Raw genomic sequence first — 20,540 nt, 5'->3', positions numbered from 1 at the left:
TCCTATCTCTTAATATTAGGAAATGAGATCGATAATTACGCTGTAGGTACGGATCGCGACAGCAGCCAACTCAGCACGCGTAATCGTGCTTGAAGGCAGCAGTTGCTGCGCCGAATTCCCTTTGAAAATACCGTATTTAACAGCGACCGCCATTGCTGTTCGGTTTTCCTTGGATATGCTCGCAGTATCCGAGAAGCCTTGCAGCAGCTTGCTCACTTCCCCTTCGCTCAGCGTGATGTCGAGACCAGCATACCGAAGGGCATTGACGAGTACGTCAGCCATGCCTTCACGAGACATTGGCGTATCTATCGCTAGTGTTGTGTAGCTAACTAATCTATGCTGACTTGCAGTTCTGACCACTTCATCATACCATTTCACATCCGCTGCGTTTTTTACCGGCGTTATGCCAAGCACGTTAAGTGCTGCCATCAGCGTCTGTGCCTTGGTTGTTGAAGCTCCCGGTTGCATCGTAGATGATGTCACACCATTGATTAAAAGCTGACTGCTTGCTTTGGCAATCTCTGCTGCGTACCACGCTTTAACTGGAACGTCAGTAAACACACGCTCCGATGATACAGTCACATAAGTGCCGCTTAAGGATACAAGCGCTTTGATGATCGACTTACCGCTCGTATCTGTTGTAATTCGGCTCGGCACCGGTGTTAACGTGCCGTCATCGGCAACCATCGCCAGTGCGGTCACCTTTTTGCCTGCTTCAGACTGAATCGAAATCGTTGCTGTTACATAAGAGCCTTTCAAATCCTTTACTTTAATGCCTACTGGCGCCCCAACTACAGTAACGCCCTCAGCCTTGATATTCTTCACCTTAGCAGTATCGGACGCGGTTGCTGCTGTAATCGTAACCGTCTGCTCTATGCTAGGCGTACCAGTGCCAGATGTGTTACCGCCTCCTGATGAAGAATTTGCAATCGTTAGTGTCAACGTATTGCTGTTTGTCAAATTGCCGTCGAAGGAAGCTGCCTTCGATTGGATGGCGATTGTTGCAGCTTTCGCAGTTCCGCTGAACTGCAGCGTGGCTTCTAAGCCAGATGCCGCTGGAGTGACCGAAGCTAACGTTAAGCCGCTGGCAGCAGAAACAATATTCCAATTGTCCAAATTGGAGGCATCTGCACCAAAAGGAGCACCGTCGCTCTTCACAACAACGGCAGGGTTTATTTGGGCAGCAGTAAGCTGACTAGAGCTGCTGATTACGGGTTCACTCTCAAACGCCAAGCTGTCAATACGAAGATCGGCGGCTTTGAACACAACGTAGAGATTGTGCTTGCCCTTCAAGCTCGTGTTGCTCAATTCTGCTTTTACGTCGACATAAGCCAGCTCCGTTACCGGAACAGATGCATTCGCAATCGTATAGGATCTAGGCTTTGTTGCCGGAACCTCAATCATCGCGAGCGGGGCGCTGCTTGGGGAATCCGCGTGTAATGTAATTATTCCTCCCGCTGCGTCAGAAGCTACCGAGGCTTTAACGCTTTTTGCATTTGTCAGATCCACATTCGGCAGCGCTACGTAGGAACCGTTTTGTTTTGAGCGGACGGCATAATAACCTCCGACTACCTTTTTCGCTTTCAGATTTTGCGCAGTGCGTTCTTTAGAAACCTCATGATAGATGACTTCATGGGAGGCATAAGCATGGTCGAACACATTAAACGGTTTATAGACCTGCAGCGGTGCAATCGCATCTCCATTAATTGCAAGGACCTTCTCACCGCGAATGTCCTTGGAGGATGCGCCAACCATTAACGTGTATGCACCATTTTCTACAATGAAGCTATTTTTATTCACGTCCCAGATGCCGAAGTCACCAGGGTCAACAGACAGAGTAACCACTTTACTCTCGCCTGCTGCCAAAGCGATTTTCTCAAACGCGACGAGCTGCTTCTTCGGAGCAGAGCCGCCATAGCCTGATTGATTGTTTTTAATATAAAGCTGAACGACTTCTGAAGTATCGACAACGCCAGCATTTTTCACTTTTACAGAAACGGTAAACGGCTCATTCCCGCTAGCACTCATTGGCACTGCCAAATCGCTGTATATAAAGCTGCTGTAAGAGAGGCCGTATCCGAACGGATACGTAATTGGTGCATCCGTGTACATATAAGTAAGCTTTGACTCCATAGGATCGGCATTCGTCATGTCCAATGTAAAACGCGGATCAATGGTAGCCATTGATGCAGTCTTGTTACCCTCTGGAATAACATATTTATTTATTGCCGGGAAAGCGGACATATCTGAATACCAAGTGGACGTCAGGCGGCCCGTTGGCGCATAATCGCCATAAAGCACCTGAGCCAGTGCCCGTGAATCGTATTGCCCCCCATATGGCTGATACACGATAGCAGAGACATTCGGATTGTTCTGAATTTCCTCAAGCCCAACTGGAAAGCTACTTTTGACAACAACGATCGTCTTCTTGCCTTTCGCCGCGAAAGCAGCAGACACCTTGTCTACAAGCTCGTAATCGGCATCGCCCATGTACAGGCTGGAGCGGTCATTGCCTTCCCCTGCGCTATGGCGCGGGACTGCTCCCACGAATACTACGGCATAATCAGCAGTCGCCGCCCTAGCAACAGCATCCTGTCCGACTTCCTTCACAACCGTTTCTTTAAATTTCACATCTGCACTGCGAATAGCTGCATTCGATTCATTTCCGAGTACCGCAGCTGCTGTTTTCAGCTTGGCATCTGCACCTGCTGTAATAAAACGTCCATTTGAATAATACCAATTTGTAAAATCACCGGAGAAGCCGCTTCTATAGCCATTCGCTACAAGCGATATGGTTTGGTCAGCGTTTTGCTCGATGCGAATTCTTGGCGGGATCGCACTCGTATTCCCAAGCATCGCTGCAAGATCCCAATCATTGTTGGTTAAATTGAGCGTTGTTCCATCCGTATTGCCTACCGCTGCATTATTACTGGCCGGAGATGTCACCCAGCGGTTGTTTTTGAGCGATAGCAAGCTGTACCCTTCTTGTCCCCAATCGAAGACCCGGAATAGCTGGGCAGGATCGGAAACATTAAGCTGGTCCGCTGTCGTTACTAGCTGAGCTCCTCCCGTATTAGCTGCAGGATCATACACATTAGCGGTAACGGTCTGATTATTATTCATTGCAGTAAGTGCGATAACCTTGCTCGCTGAATCGTAAGTAACATGGTTAGATCCATTCGCATTAATAATCGCGAGCAGCGGAGATACGCCCGATTCAGGAAGCGCAGGAGTTGTTCCTACTGAATAAGTCGTTTTAAATCTCGCATCTGCGTAGATACCGGATACCGCTGCATTTTTATTTTTGGCCAGCGGCAGAATACCGTCATTTTTCAATAAAACAATGCTCTCTTGCGCTGCTTGAAGTGCAATTAGCTGATGCTCCGGCAAGCTGTAAGTTGCTGCCGCTGCCGTACGCACATCCTTAGCATCCTGTGCAAACGGATAAAATTTCGGTATTCCGTTTTCATTGACTTCATTAAAAATGCCAACGCGTACCATTTGATTCACATGAGGCCTTGCTGCCTTAATTAAATCCTCTGCGGTAATGCCATACTCCCCTTTATTTACCAGTGCAACCAAATCCGGCACATCGGCAGGCGTCGTACCTGACGGCCTTCCGGCATTCGCTTCAGCCAGCGCCATCAGTACCGTTGCATGCGTACGGTCGACAGCATAATTAGTATCATAGCCGTTGCTTAAATTGCCTGAACTCGATACATGGGCATCCGCGTTAAAGTCTGGCGAGCTGTAAACGCCGTACTTCGAGAAATCATTCGCATGCAGCTGCAGGGGAGATAAAATATTCGGTATCCCATTCGTACGGCCATATGAAGTCATAACACCTGCAATTGAGCCCGATTCCAGACCCTTAAGTGGGCTGCGTGTCTGGTACTCGAACATCGCTCTTGCCCCGGCGCTATTGTTTGAAGTCTCACGGAACCATTGCGCGTTATAAACAGAATAATGCTTGGTACCGACAGCTGCACGCATCCAGAATCCGTCATCGCTTGCCGCTTGGTCTATGCCGCTAAGTCCCGAAGCCATCTTATCTATTAATGTCCCTGCCATGTAAGGATCTTCAGAATAGCCCTCGTCGAATCTTCCGCTTAAAGGGTTGATACGCATGTCGCTGACCACTGTAAAAGCAACAGTAGCCGATGCATTCGTACCGCCATGAATATTGGACTCTCCTTGTTTTACTTTAAGTAAACTGATTTTTTCACTGCCCACTACCTTCCCTATATTGGAGAGCAGCTCCTTGTTCCAGGATTGTCCCATGCCTACCAGCGCTGGGAAATCCGTTGACACCCCTTGCACATTATCCGCGGCCGCAAGTGCGCCAGGAATGATTTTCCCGGCATTTCGCCCTTGTGTCAGCGTATAATGATTGCGTGAGCCTGTTACATAAACAGCGGGTCCCTCGAGCCCCGTATAATCAAAATACGTATCCACATACGCATCCAAATGCTCCGGATTGCCATCAAATAACGGCATCCCGTCAAAGACTCCTCCGTTCTGCGTTTTAAATACAACATTTGCTGCTGCTTGAACTGGCTGGACGGCGTTTGCAGTTATGCTTGTGGCAAGAACCCCTGCAAGCACCAAAGACAGCATTTTCTTACCCCTTCTATGCTGGGTTTTGTAGTTCATTTTTTCGCTCCCTCTCTTCTCTCATTTTTTTGCAATCGCTTTCAATAGTGACCCAAGCTCATTATACAATTGCCAAGAGTACACTTTGTTTCTACCTTTTGGTGCAGTAATTTTAGATTTTCAGTTCAGTAGAACCACCAACCCCCGAGGCACTCCCCACCTCTTCCATCCGGGTTTCATAACCATATCTTTCTACAACATGCTGAAAAAGTTGCTTTTTCATTCGAATACTCGAAAACAAGATATGAAATTTGATGATAATACGACTATGCAAAAAGCTCATTGTCAGTGTTCTACAATTAACATAATGTCTCGTGGAAAAGTTAGTCCTAGGCATGTTCTGCACTTTTCGTTGTGCATTGTGTTTTTCTATGTGCCAGGTACCTCGCTTACGAACCTAGCAGCTCTTATTTCGCCAATTTATTAACGATTAGAAGTTTAACGAACTCCAGAATCATTATTTGTTGAAAAACAACGCAAAACACCCCAAACAGCATGCAATAACGCTAATACGATTCGCTAAAACGTAAGAATATTAGTTTTCTTCATAATAAGCGTCATACTGTTCGTTAGAATCGCAAGCACACAGTCATCACTTAAATGCCAATTCGACAGCAAATCAGCATATTTAAATTGTAAGTGATAATGGTTATCAATTATAATGGTGAGATCGTATAGCTCTAACGTACTTCTCCCCGTTTATACGAATCCAATCTTACAGGGAGAAGGATTGGAGATGAAAGCATTATGAAACTGGAAGAACATATTTTGTTATGGAATCATGCAGCTGTAAAAATATTGGACATACGTCACGTTATTATGGAACCAGGCGAGCTGCTTGAGTCTTATCTGCTGCCGGCAAGCAGCTTTATTTATGGTGTTCGAGGTTCAGCAACTCTACAGCTCGACGGCAATAAGCATGAAGCAAGGCGCTTTCATATGCTGCATGGCGGTAAAGGGATGCGCCTAGATATAGAGGCAAAGGAAGAATTTGAATATTATCAACTGTTTTACAAAACCGGGTATGCATTCACGGGCCGGAAAGAGCTTACACAATTAATGGAGCGCTATCATCCTTTTTCGCTCCAATATGCCTTTCGGCCAGAGGAGCCGCTCGCTCTGCTCCGCTGCCTCACCCTTATGAGAAATATATGGCAAGGTGCGCATAGTTTGGATCAGCTTCATATTAAGGGACTTTTTTATCAGTTTCTGCATGAGCTTCTTCGTCAAATGGATACTCAAGGGATTGATGCGCGCAAACCGGATCTTGTATCACAAGCCATAAGGTACATAGATGAACATTATCAAAAGAGCCTAACACTGGAATCAATTGCTGATACGCTGAATTACAGCCCACGTCATCTATCCATGCGGTTTAAGGAAGAAAAAGGGGCCAGTCCGATCCATTATTTAATTCAGGTTCGGGTAGGTCACGCCATCGAATTACTGCTTGGTACAGATGCTGATATGCAGGAAATCGCAAGGGAAATCGGCTATTCAGATGTCTATTATTTCAGCCGAATTTTCAAAAAATATACGGGATTGTCACCGCTTCGCTTTCGGACATCAGAGCGGCAGCGACGAAAAATAGATGATTATCCATTTAATTTAACCAGATTATCCATTGGATCAGGCGGGATGAGGCGTTATATTGGTAACGATGATGATAATCATTATCAATATAAACGTGGAGGGTCTATACAAATGAAAAGACACACAAAACCTAGATTAGCTGTGAGCATATTGCTCAGTTTAATGCTACTGCTAGGAGCTTGCTCAGCAGGCGGAACGAATACCGGCAATTCTTCTTCGACTACTACAAATACCGCAGCTGCATCCAATGCCGCTCAAAATACGAATGGTACCGCTGGCGATATCAATCAAGCAAGTAAATCAACACGTATCGTGTCTACTGTAATGGGTGATGTTGTGGTTCCAGCTGAACCTAAACGTGTAGTCGTGCTTTATTTGCTAGGTGACGTCGTTGCTATGGGAATTAAGCCAGTTGGTGTGTCCGATGTATTCGAAGGGGCTGCTTTTGAAAAGGATCTTGCAGGTGTGAAAATGCTGGGCAGTTGGTTTGAGCCGAACCCAGAAGCCATTATGGCGCTTGAGCCAGATCTCATTATTGTCCCTTCTGAGGATACGTTTAAGAAATTAAACCAAATTGCACCAACCATTCTTGTTCCAAATGAAAAAATGACTACGGATGAAAGACTTGCTTTGCTGGGCAAAACCTTCGGTAAGGAGCAGGAAACGCAAACCCTCCTTGACAACTTTAATACGAAGGTAAAAGAAAGCAAAGAGAAGCTCGCAGCAGCTGGCGTACTGGACAAAACGGTAACGATTATTGAGGGCGGAAAAAAAGAAATGTCGGTCGTAACAGGCAAGCAATTTGGACGCGGCTCTCAAATTATTTATGAATATTTAGGCATGAAAGCGCCAGAGATCATTCAGAAAAAAATTGATGGATCAACGAATGAAGAAGGTGATACCGTTTCTATGGAAGTCCTTCCAGAGTATATTGGCGATTATGTTGTCCGTTCTTCCTATGAAGGAATGGATGATTTGACTGGCAATCCTATTTGGAATAGCATTCCAGCTGTCAAAGAAGGCAGAATGATCGAGCTGAGCTTTAACCTCTCATATTACAGTGATATCTATTCCCTTGATGAACAGCTTGACTTTATCGTCGAACAGTTGCTGGCCACAGCAACAAAAAACTAAACCGGCATGGTCTACGTAAAAGAGCAGCTGGCTTCAAAAAGCCAGCCTACAAACACATATTTTGCTACCATTATGCTCGTTGGATGCCTGTTAGTGCTGTTGGCTGCTGCAGCGTCCATTTCCTTCGGAGCTGCTCGAATGAACCTATCAACGGCATGGAGCGCTGTCTTTTCTTTTGATCAGAAGCTGACTGAACACCAAATTATTCGTTTCCTGCGGTTTCCCCGAACCATTGCAGATATCATCGTTGGTTCCAGCCTTGCAGTCGCAGGAGCGATTATGCAAGGAAGCACACGCAATCCGCTGGCTGATTCAGGGTTGATGGGAATAAACGCAGGAGCCGCCTTAGCTATGGCGATTGCATTAGCATTTATGCCGGGGAGCCAATATAGCGTGCTGCTATTGGTATGCTTCATCGGAGCCGGCCTTGGCGCAGGGTTAACGTATTTAACCGCTTCTCTGAGCCGCAAGGGCATGTCACCGCAGCGGCTAGTGCTTGCGGGCATGTCAATCACGCTGCTTTTTGGAGCAATTGGTACATTTATCTCTATTAATTTTAATATCGGTCAAGCTCTCTCCTACTGGACGTCAGGAAGCGTTGCTGGGGCTACTTGGGCGGAGCTCGCACTGACAGCCCCTTGGTTTGTGATAGGGTTAGCACTATCGATGGGACTCGCCCGCTCAATTACTATTCTGAATCTAGGCGAGGAAATTGCACGGGGCGTGGGTCAGCGAACCGTAGTCGTCAAGCTCCTCTCTTCCCTTGCTGTTCTTCTATTGGCCGGTGTATCTGTTGTGCTCGTAGGTCCGGTCGGATTCGTAGGACTTATTGTTCCGCATATGATGCGGTTCATGGTTGGGGTAGATTATCGGTATATCATACCTGCCTCGGCTGTATATGGCGGACTTTTTATGCTAATCGCCGATCTAATCGGCCGTTTGGTCAACCGTCCGAACGAAATGGCGCTTGGCATTATTTTCGCCATTGTCGGCGTTCCTTTCTTCTTGTTGATTTCTCGCAGGGAAAGGAGAGCGTTTGAATGAGGCAGCAACTATTACACGGAAGAAGAAGTCTGCTGCTAGCAGGGCTGCTGGTGATGCTAATTGCTGGTATTCTTATCAGCATGAATACAGGGAAGATGGCGCTTCACCCCGTAGAGGTGTTGAACACTTTATTTGGACAAGGCACGGAGAGACAAAATCTTGTCGTGTTCAAGTTTCGGCTGCCGCGCATCGTATTGGCTGCGCTTGTAGGCATTGGGATGGCGATCTCTGGAGCTGTCCTCCAAGGACTTCTGCGCAACGATCTCGCTGATCCAGGGATGCTCGGTATCAACGCCGGTTCAGGGCTCATGGTTCTACTGTTCATTACGCTATTCGGCCTTTCTGGATTATCATCTGCCTTCCTGCTTCCCGTCATGGCGTTTGTTGGGGGATTGCTGGCTGCACTGTTGATTTATATTCTTGCCTATAGGTCACGAAGCGCTCCTTCTTCCACTCGTCTCGTACTGACAGGAGCTGCAATAAATGTCGGCCTCAGCGCCTTAACCCTGTTTCTGACGCTCAAGCTCGATGATGAGCAGTATGTCTTCGCTCAGAAATGGCAGGCTGGTTATTTATGGGGGACGGAATGGCAATATATTGCGCTTCTTGCCCCATGGGTGCTGATACTTGTGTCGTATATCTGGTACAAATCATTAGTGCTCAATACATTGAATCTTGGCACTGAGATTGCTACTGGCGTAGGCGCTCACGTTAAAAAAGAATTTCTAGGGCTCGTCCTAGCCGCGGTCGCCATTGCATCAGGATGCGTCGCACTCGGAGGCTCAATCGTCTTCCTCGGGTTGATTAGTCCTCATATTGCACGCAAACTTGTTGGTCCAGACCATAAGCTATTGCTTCCTGCTTCAGCGCTCATTGGCGGCATTATTATGGTTGCGGCCGATACGATTGCCCGCACCATTAGTTTTGGAGCTGATATTCCAGCAGGTATTATCGTTACGATCCTAAGTGTCCCTTATTTCCTATATTTATTGATGCGATAAACATGGTAAAGAAAATTGAATGTAATCAGATACATTTCCCCCTGATGTAAAGAAAGATAAAATAATCGATAATGATTCTCATTTACTCATACAGTATATCAAAACTAACTACCTATGAGAACATATTCTACTAATTAGCTTAATGAACATAACTAGAAGCACCTTTGCCGCTGTTTTTTTGATATTTTCCCAAGCTGCCAATCGTATATATTACTCGCTTCAATCATAAAATATCCAAAATATGTTAAAGGAAAAACGCGTATTATGTCGAATTTCAATGTATGATGATACAGCTGAAAAATAAAATCACCTTCAAATATGTAGCTATTATTCTATTGTTTCTTAGCATTCTTCTTGCCCTGCGATGGACATGGTCTGAACTATTTTCTACAGCGGAGCACCCTCGTGCTGTAAATGGCGTACTCGACATGCGCGGCTGGGACTTTAACAACTCAGCTACCATTCCCTTGGATGGCCAATGGGAGTTTTACCCTGCAAAATTAATCCATCAACAGGATGTTCAGCCGCTGCAAAACCAGTTCCGCTATATTCAGGTTCCAGGTGACTGGGGCAGTGTGCTGACCAAAGAGGCAGACACCTCTATCGGGTACGGAACGTACCGATTGCGTATTCTGATCGATCCGCTAGAGCAGCCTGTTGCATTTTGGCTGCAAAAAATACAAGCCTCATCAGGCGTAGAATTAAATGGACTTGTTGAGAACGACTTCGGAAAACCTGCCGAAAATGCTGAGGAGTACAAGCCCAAGAAAATCTCCTACACCGCTTCTTACTCTGTAAAAGGCACCAAAGAGCTTGAACTGCTCATTCGTGTTGCTAACTATGACGATGCTTACAACGGGGGAATTTTACACTCCATTCAATTTGGTTCACAAGCAGCGATTGATTATGTGCGATGGTACTCTATCGGCTTTCAGCTCGTCATATTTGTTGTTTTGCTGCTTCACGGCTTGTATGCTACTATCCTTTTCTTATTCAATCCTAAAGAAAAAAGTTTGCTTATCGTTGGTTTATTAACGCTCGCTACCGGTATTACGATCGTCGTCGGCCATGACAACCTGCTCTTGTTATGGCTGCCACTCAACTATACATGGGCGCTGAAGCTCAGGCTGCTCTCTCTGCTTTGGCATTCCTTTTTTATTTTTCTACTATTTAGAAGATTGTCTTCGGCTCCTCCGAAGAACCGCTGGCTGGGAGCATTCACTGCAGCGCTCATTTTTTATTCTGTGTTTCTAATTGTCGCAAACGCACCGCTTGTAAATGAATCGGTAGCATTAAAAATATTTTCTTTTTTTTATCTATTGCCCTTTGCTTGGTTCGTTTATATAACAGGAACGATGGTCTTAAGGAAGCAAACAGACAACAACGACGTCGTCTTCCTGTTGTTATCTGCTGCAGGCGTTATGTCCAGCTTTCTGTGGAGCTTAATCAACTCAAATAGCCAGGTTTCGGTTGTATATTATCCAATAGATATCATAGCAGCTATCATTGGTTTTTCTACGTACTGGTTAAAGCAATTTTTCCGTAACTCGAAGGAAAACAAAGAGCTGAACGAACAGTTAAAAAAGGCTGACAAGCTGAAAGACCAATTTCTTGCCAATACTTCACATGAACTGCGAACGCCGCTGCACGGTATTATGAATATTGCTCAAACCGTTGTAACGAAAGAGAAAGGGCAAATGAATACAAAAAGCGTTAACGATATGGAGCTGCTTATAAGAATAAGCCGCCGTATGTCGCATATGCTCGGTGATCTTCTAGATGTAGCAAGGCTGAAGGAACACCGAATCGTGCTGCAGCAGGAGCCTTTACAAATTCAATCCATCGTGCCTGGCATCGTTAGCATGCTGAAATTTATGATCGAAGGCAAACCGATTCAACTGCATGTGAATATTGCTGAATCCATGCCTTGGGTCATGGCAGATGAGAAAAGGCTTGTACAAATTTTGTACAACTTATTGCACAACGCTCTAAAATACACGGAAGAAGGAACAATCTCCATCTCTACCGAAATTCAGCATGGGAATGCCGTCATTCATGTCTCCGATACCGGAGTCGGCATGAATAAAGAAACGCAGGCGCGCATCTTTCTCCCTTACGAACAAGGCATTTACGGTATCAATGATGGAAGAGGAATTGGGCTTGGTTTAAGCATTTGCAAGCAGTTGGTCGAATTGCATGGCGGAGCACTAACTGTTCGCTCTACACTCGGCAAAGGTTCTGTTTTCAGCTTTCAATTACTGCTTGCTACTATGTCTAGCCTCCCTTCAACACAAGCTTTGCTTCCTATTGACCATACAACGAAAGGAACAGAAGAAAGCCATGGTGGATTAATTTTTCCTAACATCGCAATCGACGAAATAGCAGCCTCTGCAACCAACCCGCCATTTCTGAATGATGGGAAAATGAATATACTTGCAGTGGATGACGACCCGGTTAATCTGAATGTGCTTGTTGGCATTTTATCTTCCGAGCCGTATAACATTACAACAGCCAATTCAGCACGTGAAGCGTTAGTGTTGCTAGGCAGTCGGCAGTGGGATCTATTAGTTGCCGATGTTATGATGCCACAGATGTCCGGCTACGAGTTAACGAAGAAGGTACGGGAGCAATACTCTGTATCTGAGCTTCCGATTTTACTGTTGACTGCCCGTAGTCAGCCTGCTGACATCTATACCGGATTCTCATCTGGAGCAAATGATTATGTTACCAAGCCTGTGGATGCTCTGGAACTCAAATACCGAATCAGGGCGTTGACTATGCTGAAGCAGTCCATTAATGAACGTTTGCGTTTAGAAGCCGCTTATCTTCAGGCACAAATCCATCCGCATTTTCTGTTCAATACCCTTAACTCCTTAATGGCGCTAAGCGATATTGATACTGAAAAGATGCGTAATCTGGGCGATTCTTTTGTATCCTTTTTACGGATTAGCTTTGACTTCTTAAATACAGGGGAGCTTGTTGAGCTCTCTCACGAGCTGGAGCTTGTCGAAGCCTATTTGTATATTGAAAAAGAACGTTTCGAGGACAGGTTGACTGTCGTATGGGAAGTTGATGCCAACATCAGCTTGCTTATCCCGCCCCTTTCTATACAGCCGCTGGTTGAAAATGCGATCAAACATGGGCTCCTTAGTCAGGACATCGGCGGCACGCTGCTTATTCGAATCAATCGCCAGGACAGTTTCATACGAGTTGAAGTCATTGATAATGGCATAGGCATGAATGAAGAACAGGTCATTCAACTGCTCAGTCCAACGATGAAAGGAAAAGGCGGAATAGGGATTGCCAATACGAATCGACGATTGACTCAAATGTATGGTCAAGGCTTATCTATAATCAGTAAGCCCAAGGAAGGAACAACCGTGTCGTTTGTCATTCCAAACAACCGCAATCAGCAGGCTATGGATAATGATTGATTTTAGCAGCTGCTAAACAACTTCATCGATACAAAAAAGACGGACAAATGGTTTCTCATTTGTCCGTCTTTTTATTATTCGAAAAAAAAATTCAAAAGAAGTGTCCGTGAACTACGACATTCCGTTCGGAACGGTTAAAAGTAGGGGTAAGCTAACCATGAAAGCACTGAAATTGCAGCTTGAAGATATCGGAGAGGAGGGCCTCCTTCACACTCTTTCTTATCTAGCCAAGCGCCCGCAGGACATCATCGATTTTCAGGCTATGGGCGAGGACGCCGTAATTCATCCAGCTCAAAAAATCAACCTCGAAAACACGGTTATGACGTACTGCGGGAAGCGATTGCCAATGGGGCGTCGCGTAAAGCTTCCTTTTCTCTTGTTCTGAAATCTCAAAAGTGACAAACACATTATCGGCATCGATCTGCGCGAGCAATTCTGGTGTTAGCACGGCTGTCCTTGTGCTCTTTGTCAATTGCTTCACAAGCGGATGAGGCGTCATTCCCAGGTCACTATAGAGAATGGGCCCCGTGTATCCCTTATCCGGACCGCCATACAGCAATATTCCATTAGCTTGAATTCGCAGAAAAACGGTCGTTTGATGATGAATCGGGCGAAGCTTTTTCCGAGCAGCTTCTGCTTTTTTTTCATACTTCGCTATAATATCAACGACCTTTACGTTTTTTCCTCTCCCAATTAGATCTGCCATGATTCGCAAAGTTTCCTGCCAATCTTCCCCCTCATTGGACATTTTGTAGAGCGGAGCCTGTTCCTCCAAGAGATGATGATCCCATTTATCTGGAAAGCCGTTGTCTACCAAAATAAAGTCCGGCTTTATCGGCAGCTGAGTTGCATATTTATCGGAAATCTCAATTGCGGGAATATGCTCAAGCCCCAAATACGACTGTTTTCCCCAATTCGTTATGGAGCACTGCAGGATAGGCGTAACGCCAAGCGTTACCAGAAAATCTTCAAGAAACGGTGCGAATACACGAATCTCCTCTCGGTAATGTCTTCGGTATTGCCCTGGCGATATGCCGACCGTCTTCTTGAAGCGGCGGTTAAAATAAAACTCATCGCCAAATCCGGCGTTCTGTGCAATATCGGACAAACGATCATCGGTTGCTTGCAGCAGGTGCTTCGCTTGATTAATTCGAATGCCGGATAAGTACTGCAGCGGCACCTGACCTGTAATCTCTTTGAACAAACGCGAATAGTGTGTCCGGCCAACATCGGTCAAATTCGCCAGCTGGCCCACCGACCATTCGTTGCGATAGTCATGGTATAGCCGATCAATTGTAGCTTCAACCGCTTTCCGACTGCTCTGGGCATGAGAAATGGTCAGATTGTGCTTGAGAATATGCCGGAGCAATTGTTGAAAACATATTTGTTGATCCAAATCGTCCAGCTCATCACTAGTGTCTGATAAGCTAAAGCTATGTAGCCTCTCAACCCACTCCAAGCATTGGGAAAATGGGGGGCACACCACTTCTCCTGTACATGGAAATGAAGTACTCCAATCGCTATCCGAAGCGGCCCGACCATCTTTTCCAACGTAAAGAATCTCAAAGCTTAGTTCATAATGAATGAGTCCGCTGCTGCCGACTTCATTTGTTATGGTTGCCCCTGGCTCGGAAATAAAACATTTGCCGCGCTCGAGCTGATAACCGCATCCATCAAGAACGAGGCGCCCTCCCCCGTCCATAATAACAAACAATCGATAGCAATCATTTTTTCTCGCTTTTTGTTGTTCATAAGGTTCAGATTCCTTATATTTTACTCCGGTTAAGCGATAGATTTTGCTTGGAGATGTATTCGTATTGGCGTTTGTCTCTTGCATAGATTCATAAGCCCTCCTTTCCGTGAGAATGATTATCAATAAAATTACTATAAACGATAAAGAAGAGCACTTCAACTGTTCGTTGAAATGCTCTTCCGATAAAATTGTAATCACAGCGCGAATGTTACTTCAGCAAAACTTTTTCCAAATCTTTAATCTTGAGTTGGTTAGCCGTGAAAGCGCCCGTCTGCCAATAGGTCCGATCCACTTGATAAACATTTCCTTTCTTTATAGCAGGGACGCTTTGCCAAATTGGACTATCGAATAGATTTTTAATGGATTCTTGATTTTCGGCCGATGACCAAGATCCATTTGAAGTTAAAATAATGATATGGTCCGCATTAAGATCAGGAAGCTTCTCCATGGAGATCGTTTCAATAAAGGCTTCCATATCCGCAACCATCTTTGGCGGAGTTAAGCCTAATTCTTTGTAAAGGATAGAACCAACAAATTTGTTCTTAATTCCAAGAAGATTGAGGTCAGTCTCACCGATATTAAGCCGCAACACAGCAACTGATTCTTCTCCAATCGCTGCTTTCAGCTTGCTTTTTGTATCCACGATTTGCTGCTTGTAGTCCTTCACCAGCTTCTCGGCTTTCTCTTGTTCACCAATTAGATCAGCAATCTTAAGAAGAATATCGGAGGAGCTGCTCATCAAAATGTCGTCAGGCATCCGAAAGGTTGGTGCTACCTTAGAGTATTTTTCATAGATAGCTTCATCTACAAAACCATCTGTAATAATAAGATCTGGTTCCGCATCCAGCAGTGCTTCAATGCTTCCTGTTATATCAAATGGAGGTACGTCTAAATTCAAATATTCCTGTTTGCCCCACATAGGATGGTACCACTGTACAACAGGCTCCACGCCAAGAGTGACTAAATAATCCTCCAAATAAATAGCAGCTATTCGCTTTGGTTTAACCGGAATTTCAACGTCACCAAAAAAATCCTTCACTACGCGTGTTTCATTCTCATTCGTTTTCACTTCTTTATCATTCTCTGCGGCTTTGTCTGTTTGCGTATTCACAGCATTTCCTTTGTTCTCTGCTTCTTTCTTCTCTTCTTGCGGTGTGCTGCATGCCGTGAGTGCCATGAAAACAATCAGTAGAGAAATGAGACCCCTTACGATGAAGCTGCGTGAACCTGTATGCTGAAACATATTTTACCCACTCCTGTATATGTATTGTCGTAACGAAATGTTTTCATTGATTATCATTCTCATTTCGTTCATGAGCAATTATATCATTATGGTTTTGGGATACAATGTCCATTCTCTTGCGAGTTTTTTATCCAAACATGAGATAACGAACACGATTCAATCCTAAAAAACATGTCATCTTTATATAAAAAAACAACCGCCTCTAGGCAAAATGTTTCGCCCAAAGCCGATTGTTTGTCGCAGGTAATCATTATTTTACCGCACCAGCAGTTATTCCAGCTACAATATTTCTTTGAAAAAAAGCATAAACGAGTACAACAGGCACCATTGAAATTAACAGTCCAGCGAACAATGGCCCCCATTCGGTTCGGTACTGCATCTCCCCCTGCATGATCGCAATTCCAACAGGCAGTGTGTACTTGGAAGGCTCATTCACGAAGATCGTCCCCATGATGTACTCGTTCCAATTGTTCAAAGCGTTCATAATCAAAATGGGAATCATACCGGAACGAGCCATTGGCAGCATAATTTGAAAAAAGGTTCTAAAATACCCCGCCCCATCAATATAGGAGGCTTCCTCCAATTCCTTCGGCAGCGATTTGAAAAAACTGACCAACACAAAAACGCCAAAAGGCAATGACCACGCTGTATATACAAGTACTAATCCGTTTAGTTTATTAATTAAGTACAAATCGTTTAGTAGAAAGAACAACGGTATCAGCCCCAAAATAAGAGGGATCATCATTGAGGACAAATAGACCATATACATCAACTGGCTGCCGCTGAACTTGAAACGTGCTATAACATAGGCAGTTGTAGCCGATAACAAAATGGATAAGCATGAGCTCATTAAAGTAATGTATACGGAATTCAAAAAATAGTCGCCAAAATGATAGGTTTTCCACACATAAGAAAAATTGCTCCAGTAAAGCGGAAATTCAGGCAGTGACCAAGGTTTGTTCGTTAAAAATTGCGTATTATTTTTTAAAGCGCTTAGTAATGTCCAAAGCAGCGGATAAAGCACAGCCGAGGTCCACAGAAGAAGAACGAGGATGGCTGCTGTCCTAAATATTCGTGAAGGCTGACTGAAGCTCATACATGCATCTCCTCTATGAAAATTCAATGCTATCGCGTCGAAGCACTCGCTGTAAGACTAGCGTTGTTGCTAGAGATAAGATCAAGATCAATACACCAAGTGCTGCAGCGTAACCCATATGAAATTGACGGAATCCCATTTGGTACAAATAGGAACCAAGCACTTGCGTTGAATTATCTGGTCCCCCTTCCGTCATCAATAAAACCATCACGAAGGAGCCGTTTAAAGTCGTCATCACAATATGAAGAATGCTGACCTTAACCTGCTCCCAGATCAAGGGAAGCGTAATCCTCCAAAACTGTCGATTAGGCGAGGCTCCATCCATTTCAGCCGCCTCGTACAAAGAAGCCGGTATGCTAAGAATGCTGGCAACGAGCAGGAGAAAATAAAATCCTACCCCAGCCCAAATCGAGGGCCATAAGATCGACCACAATGCCGTTCCTTCTTCCCCTAGCCAAGGCCTATTGTTATGGGCATTCGTGAATATCCCAAGAAACGAATTCAGAAAGCCGATGCTCGGATTATAAACAAATCGCCATAACACACCTATAACCACAATTGAGATCAAATTCGGAAGAAAAAAGACTAATCTAAAAAACTGCTGCCCCCGCACTCTGAGCCTAGTAACTGCAACAGCGAAGAAAGTAGCTAACAGAATGATTCCAATTACTTTCCCAATCACTAGAAAATAATCGTTGCCAATCGCTCTCCATACGATCGGATCATGAATCAGAGCCTTAAAGTTGTCCAAACCAATATAAGTCATGTGCTCAGAGCTGCCAGACCAGTCAAACAAAGAGATGTATATGCCTTTGGAAATGGGAAACAGTGCAAAAAGGCAGAAGAAGAGGAACGTTGGAATAAGGAATGTAATAATGAATAGCTTTCTTTGTGCTTGACGCGACATTGACGCTCATCCTTTACCTGAAATAACTAGATTGCTAATGGCTTACTTTCTAGCCTTGGCTGCTGCTGCCTCAACCCGCTCCGTCCACTCTTCCGGTGTGATTTTGTTGATCGTTAAAGCTATCGTTGCATCACTCATCACCTTGAATACATCAGCATTAAACACAACTACAGGTGCGACAATCGTATTGTCGCTATTGTAATATTTCATAGCATTTTTGGCCGTATCCCCAGCATTTGAAGATTCCAAATCTACTTTCACGTTCATGAGAGCACCGGTTTTCTCCGCCCAGTTCAACGACGCTTTTTTGGTGAAAATAAATTCGATGAACGCTTTGGCAGCTTCAGGATTTTTCGCTTTTTTGGCAATCGCCATCGTACTTGTGTACGGCAACGCTATGAATTTCCCGCCCTTCGCTTGGGTTATTGAAGGAACGAACCCATATTTAAAATCAGATGGCGCATCATTTTTCATTTCGCTTTCCAGCCATAGCCCATTTGGAATCATAGCAGCCTTGTGCTGTAGAAATTGCATCTGAGAATCTGTATGGTTAAGCGCAGGAGCACCTTTATCAATTAAACCTTTTGCGGAAATCTCGCTTAATTGACGAAGCGCTTTAAGAACGGGCTCGCTTTTGAAAATGCCTTCTTTCATGTCACCCATGTCTTTCAGAATTTGCCCGTTATCTCCGTTCGCCGATATAATCGCTGGATATACGAAGCCGCCAAGAATGTAATCCGGATATACGCCTGTATGAATATAGGGACTAATACCAGCAGCTTTTATTTTCTCACTTACCTCCAAGAAACGATCAAAGTCCGTCGGAACAGCCCATCCATTTTTCTCAAACAACGCTGCATCGTAGAATGTGCCATATGAGCCGAATACAAGCGGAATATTGTAGGTTTTGCCGCCGTATTGCTCAGGGCTTGCGATCATAACATCAGTAATTTTCTCCCCGTCTACGTTGCTCGCTTCATGAATCCAATCCGATAGATCCAGAAGCTGGTCGTCTTCTACCATCTGCCTCGGATTTGATCCAGCTCCATCTATGTAAATAAGATCTGGGGGATTGCCTTGAATCCATCTTGGTTTCATTTGATCGTTAATTTTGGGGCCAGCCGATTGCTTGATTTTCAGATCAGGATTTAGCTTCTGGAATTGATCAATAACATCAATCCACCAAGCATCCCCATAACCCCCGACAAAATATTGGATTTCAAACTCTCCCTTAAGTCCATTAGCCACAGCAGATGGCATGTCCGAAGCTGCTGGCTTTTCCGCCTCAGCACTCCCATTATTTGAACCGCAAGCAGCAACGATAAATAATACCATGATGAGCAGTGTTACAAATACCGGCCTTTTCATGTTCATAATACATCTCTCCTTTTGTCATTACTCCCTTTTGAAAATGATCCTCCGCAACAGATTTCGTCACGGAGGATCATACTGCCATTAATTCAAATACAATCTATTTTGCGGGATGATTTGTTTCGCTTGAAGCGGACTCGACCAAGACAACTTAGCGATGGCGTCTTCCGTATTGTCGTAATATTCAAGCTTAATATCATACTTCTGCCCCGCTGTTAATTGAATCGTTCCAGACCATTCGGTCGTTGCTTGATCCACCCACTTATTAATGATGAGCTGATTATTCACCCATAGCCGAACCCCATCATCGCTACTCGTATAAAAAGTATAGGTTCCTGTATATTGAGGCTTCACTTTGCCCGTCCATCTTATGGAGAAGGTATCTGCTTCCATACTGGTCATAGGAGCCCCTAAACCCCAATCGAAGTTCACGTTTGCATCGGTTCTAGTCGCTTTTAACGAGGTGAAATCCATGTTGTTGAAGTAATTGGCAGTAAGCCCCGTTCCTTCTGCTTCTCCCGGAGGAAGCTCGCTTGCTGGCGTAAATTTAATCCAATCGTAATACGCCTGAATCGGCGTGCCTGGATAGACGAACGGCCCGGTCCAGACTTCAGCAGGTCCTGCGCCTGACCATAAATTGGCCATAATATGACCTGGACTTGTAGGAAGCGCGCCTCGCGAGCCGTTCTCCGTATGCACCAAATTACCATCAACAAACCACTTAATATACGTAGGAGACCATTCGAAGGCATAGTTATGGAAGTCCAAGGAAGAGTCGAATCCAAGATCGATAATCGTGCTATGCTGTCCTACACCGTTTGTGAAGTAGTTCGCTTCCAGCTTGGTCGTATCCTTGCCTAATATTTCAATGTCAATTTCATCGTTTGACGTGTTTGTCGCTTGACCCGAATACGTAAAGAGTGCTGTCACAAGCCCTGTACCCTTAGCCGCTTTAATCCGCGCTTCAACACGACCGTATCCATATTTCACATTCGTTGCATATTCGCCGGAAGCATAATTTTTGCCTGCGCAATTGGTAGGGCAACCCGTATTGTCCAAACGAAGCGCCATAATTCCATTACTAAACTCTTGATTCGCTGCCCGCCAGCCAACGCCAAAGTCCACTCCGTTGCCCCAGCCATCCGATGTGTAGAACAAATTATTGTTAATCCCATTCAACGGTTCATCAAACGCAATATCAGCAGCAGAAGTAACAGTCGGCATCATTAAAGAGAGAAGCAGCATACAGGATAAGAGCCATACCATCATTCTTTTTTTGCTATTGCTTGCCTTGTTCATCATTACACACCT

Annotated in this window: 11 protein-coding genes; 4 read left to right on the top strand and 7 right to left on the bottom strand. The window is 44.8% G+C overall.

Annotated features, from left to right (window positions below; all coding sequences use genetic code 11):
* Positions 1 to 15: 15 nt before the first annotated feature.
* Entirely contained in the window at positions 16 to 4,653 is a 4,638-nt protein-coding gene (locus tag AC1DOV_RS12770; protein WP_477550116.1) for a glycoside hydrolase family 3 C-terminal domain-containing protein, read from the bottom strand.
* A 747-nt stretch (positions 4,654 to 5,400) separates the two neighbouring features.
* Here AC1DOV_RS12770 and AC1DOV_RS12765 point away from each other — a divergent pair.
* The 4 genes from AC1DOV_RS12765 (at position 5,401) to AC1DOV_RS12750 (ending at position 12,859) form a co-directional block, all read left to right on the top strand.
* Complete coding sequence (locus AC1DOV_RS12765; RefSeq protein WP_477550115.1) at positions 5,401 to 7,380, top strand: AraC family transcriptional regulator; 1,980 nt, start codon at positions 5,401 to 5,403, stop codon at positions 7,378 to 7,380.
* 6 nt (positions 7,381 to 7,386) lie between these two features.
* A complete protein-coding gene (locus AC1DOV_RS12760; protein ID WP_477550114.1) occupies positions 7,387 to 8,424 on the top strand; it encodes a FecCD family ABC transporter permease in 1,038 nt (345 codons plus the stop codon).
* Positions 8,421 to 9,425, top strand: a complete 1,005-nt coding sequence (locus AC1DOV_RS12755) for a FecCD family ABC transporter permease (RefSeq protein WP_477550113.1) — start codon at positions 8,421 to 8,423, stop codon at positions 9,423 to 9,425. Before AC1DOV_RS12760 ends, AC1DOV_RS12755 begins: the two co-directional genes overlap by 4 nt.
* 284 nt (positions 9,426 to 9,709) lie before the next feature.
* The gene (locus AC1DOV_RS12750; RefSeq protein WP_477550227.1) at positions 9,710 to 12,859 is read left to right on the top strand and encodes an ATP-binding protein; all 3,150 of its coding nucleotides are present in this window, start codon (positions 9,710 to 9,712) and stop codon (positions 12,857 to 12,859) included.
* A 223-nt stretch (positions 12,860 to 13,082) separates the two neighbouring features.
* On the opposite strand, the gene AC1DOV_RS12745 is transcribed toward AC1DOV_RS12750, so the two are convergent.
* From AC1DOV_RS12745 to bglS, 6 genes are all read right to left on the bottom strand, one after another.
* Positions 13,083 to 14,696: a helix-turn-helix domain-containing protein gene (locus AC1DOV_RS12745; protein ID WP_477550112.1), complete on the bottom strand. Its 1,614-nt coding sequence runs from the start codon at positions 14,694 to 14,696 to the stop codon at positions 13,083 to 13,085.
* A gap of 124 nt (positions 14,697 to 14,820) precedes the next feature.
* Positions 14,821 to 15,855 carry an ABC transporter substrate-binding protein gene (locus AC1DOV_RS12740; protein WP_477550111.1) on the bottom strand — a complete coding sequence of 345 codons (1,035 nt, stop codon included), beginning with the start codon at positions 15,853 to 15,855 and terminating at the stop codon, positions 14,821 to 14,823.
* Between the two features lie 250 nt (positions 15,856 to 16,105).
* Positions 16,106 to 16,951: a carbohydrate ABC transporter permease gene (locus AC1DOV_RS12735; RefSeq protein ID WP_477550110.1), complete on the bottom strand. Its 846-nt coding sequence runs from the start codon at positions 16,949 to 16,951 to the stop codon at positions 16,106 to 16,108.
* A 13-nt stretch (positions 16,952 to 16,964) separates the two neighbouring features.
* Entirely contained in the window at positions 16,965 to 17,858 is an 894-nt protein-coding gene (locus AC1DOV_RS12730; RefSeq protein WP_477550109.1) for a carbohydrate ABC transporter permease, read from the bottom strand.
* Positions 17,859 to 17,900: 42 nt separating this feature from the next.
* Positions 17,901 to 19,232 (bottom strand): ABC transporter substrate-binding protein, encoded by a 1,332-nt coding sequence (locus AC1DOV_RS12725; protein ID WP_477550108.1) that lies wholly within the window; start codon positions 19,230 to 19,232, stop codon positions 17,901 to 17,903.
* Between the two features lie 81 nt (positions 19,233 to 19,313).
* Positions 19,314 to 20,531, bottom strand: a complete 1,218-nt coding sequence (gene bglS / locus AC1DOV_RS12720) for a beta-glucanase (RefSeq protein WP_477550107.1) — start codon at positions 20,529 to 20,531, stop codon at positions 19,314 to 19,316.
* Positions 20,532 to 20,540 lie beyond the last annotated feature (9 nt).

It is taken from the genome of Paenibacillus sp. 01T47 (assembly GCF_056398245.1).
Note: the sequence above shows the minus strand (reverse complement) of the source record. Positions and strands in the feature narration are given on the sequence as shown.

Excerpts from the sequence above, each read along its gene's own strand:
- AC1DOV_RS12770 (WP_477550116.1), bottom strand. The coding sequence starts at position 4,653 with ATGAACTACAAAACCCAGCATAGAAGGGGTAAGAAAATGCTGTCTTTG.
- AC1DOV_RS12765 (WP_477550115.1), top strand. The coding sequence starts at position 5,401 with ATGAAACTGGAAGAACATATTTTGTTATGGAATCATGCAGCTGTAAAA.
- AC1DOV_RS12760 (WP_477550114.1), top strand. The coding sequence starts at position 7,387 with ATGGTCTACGTAAAAGAGCAGCTGGCTTCAAAAAGCCAGCCTACAAAC.
- AC1DOV_RS12755 (WP_477550113.1), top strand. The coding sequence starts at position 8,421 with ATGAGGCAGCAACTATTACACGGAAGAAGAAGTCTGCTGCTAGCAGGG.
- AC1DOV_RS12750 (WP_477550227.1), top strand. The coding sequence starts at position 9,710 with ATGATACAGCTGAAAAATAAAATCACCTTCAAATATGTAGCTATTATT.
- AC1DOV_RS12745 (WP_477550112.1), bottom strand. The coding sequence starts at position 14,696 with ATGCAAGAGACAAACGCCAATACGAATACATCTCCAAGCAAAATCTAT.
- AC1DOV_RS12740 (WP_477550111.1), bottom strand. The coding sequence starts at position 15,855 with ATGTTTCAGCATACAGGTTCACGCAGCTTCATCGTAAGGGGTCTCATT.
- AC1DOV_RS12735 (WP_477550110.1), bottom strand. The coding sequence starts at position 16,951 with ATGAGCTTCAGTCAGCCTTCACGAATATTTAGGACAGCAGCCATCCTC.
- AC1DOV_RS12730 (WP_477550109.1), bottom strand. The coding sequence starts at position 17,858 with ATGTCGCGTCAAGCACAAAGAAAGCTATTCATTATTACATTCCTTATT.
- AC1DOV_RS12725 (WP_477550108.1), bottom strand. The coding sequence starts at position 19,232 with ATGAACATGAAAAGGCCGGTATTTGTAACACTGCTCATCATGGTATTA.
- bglS (WP_477550107.1), bottom strand. The coding sequence starts at position 20,531 with ATGATGAACAAGGCAAGCAATAGCAAAAAAAGAATGATGGTATGGCTC.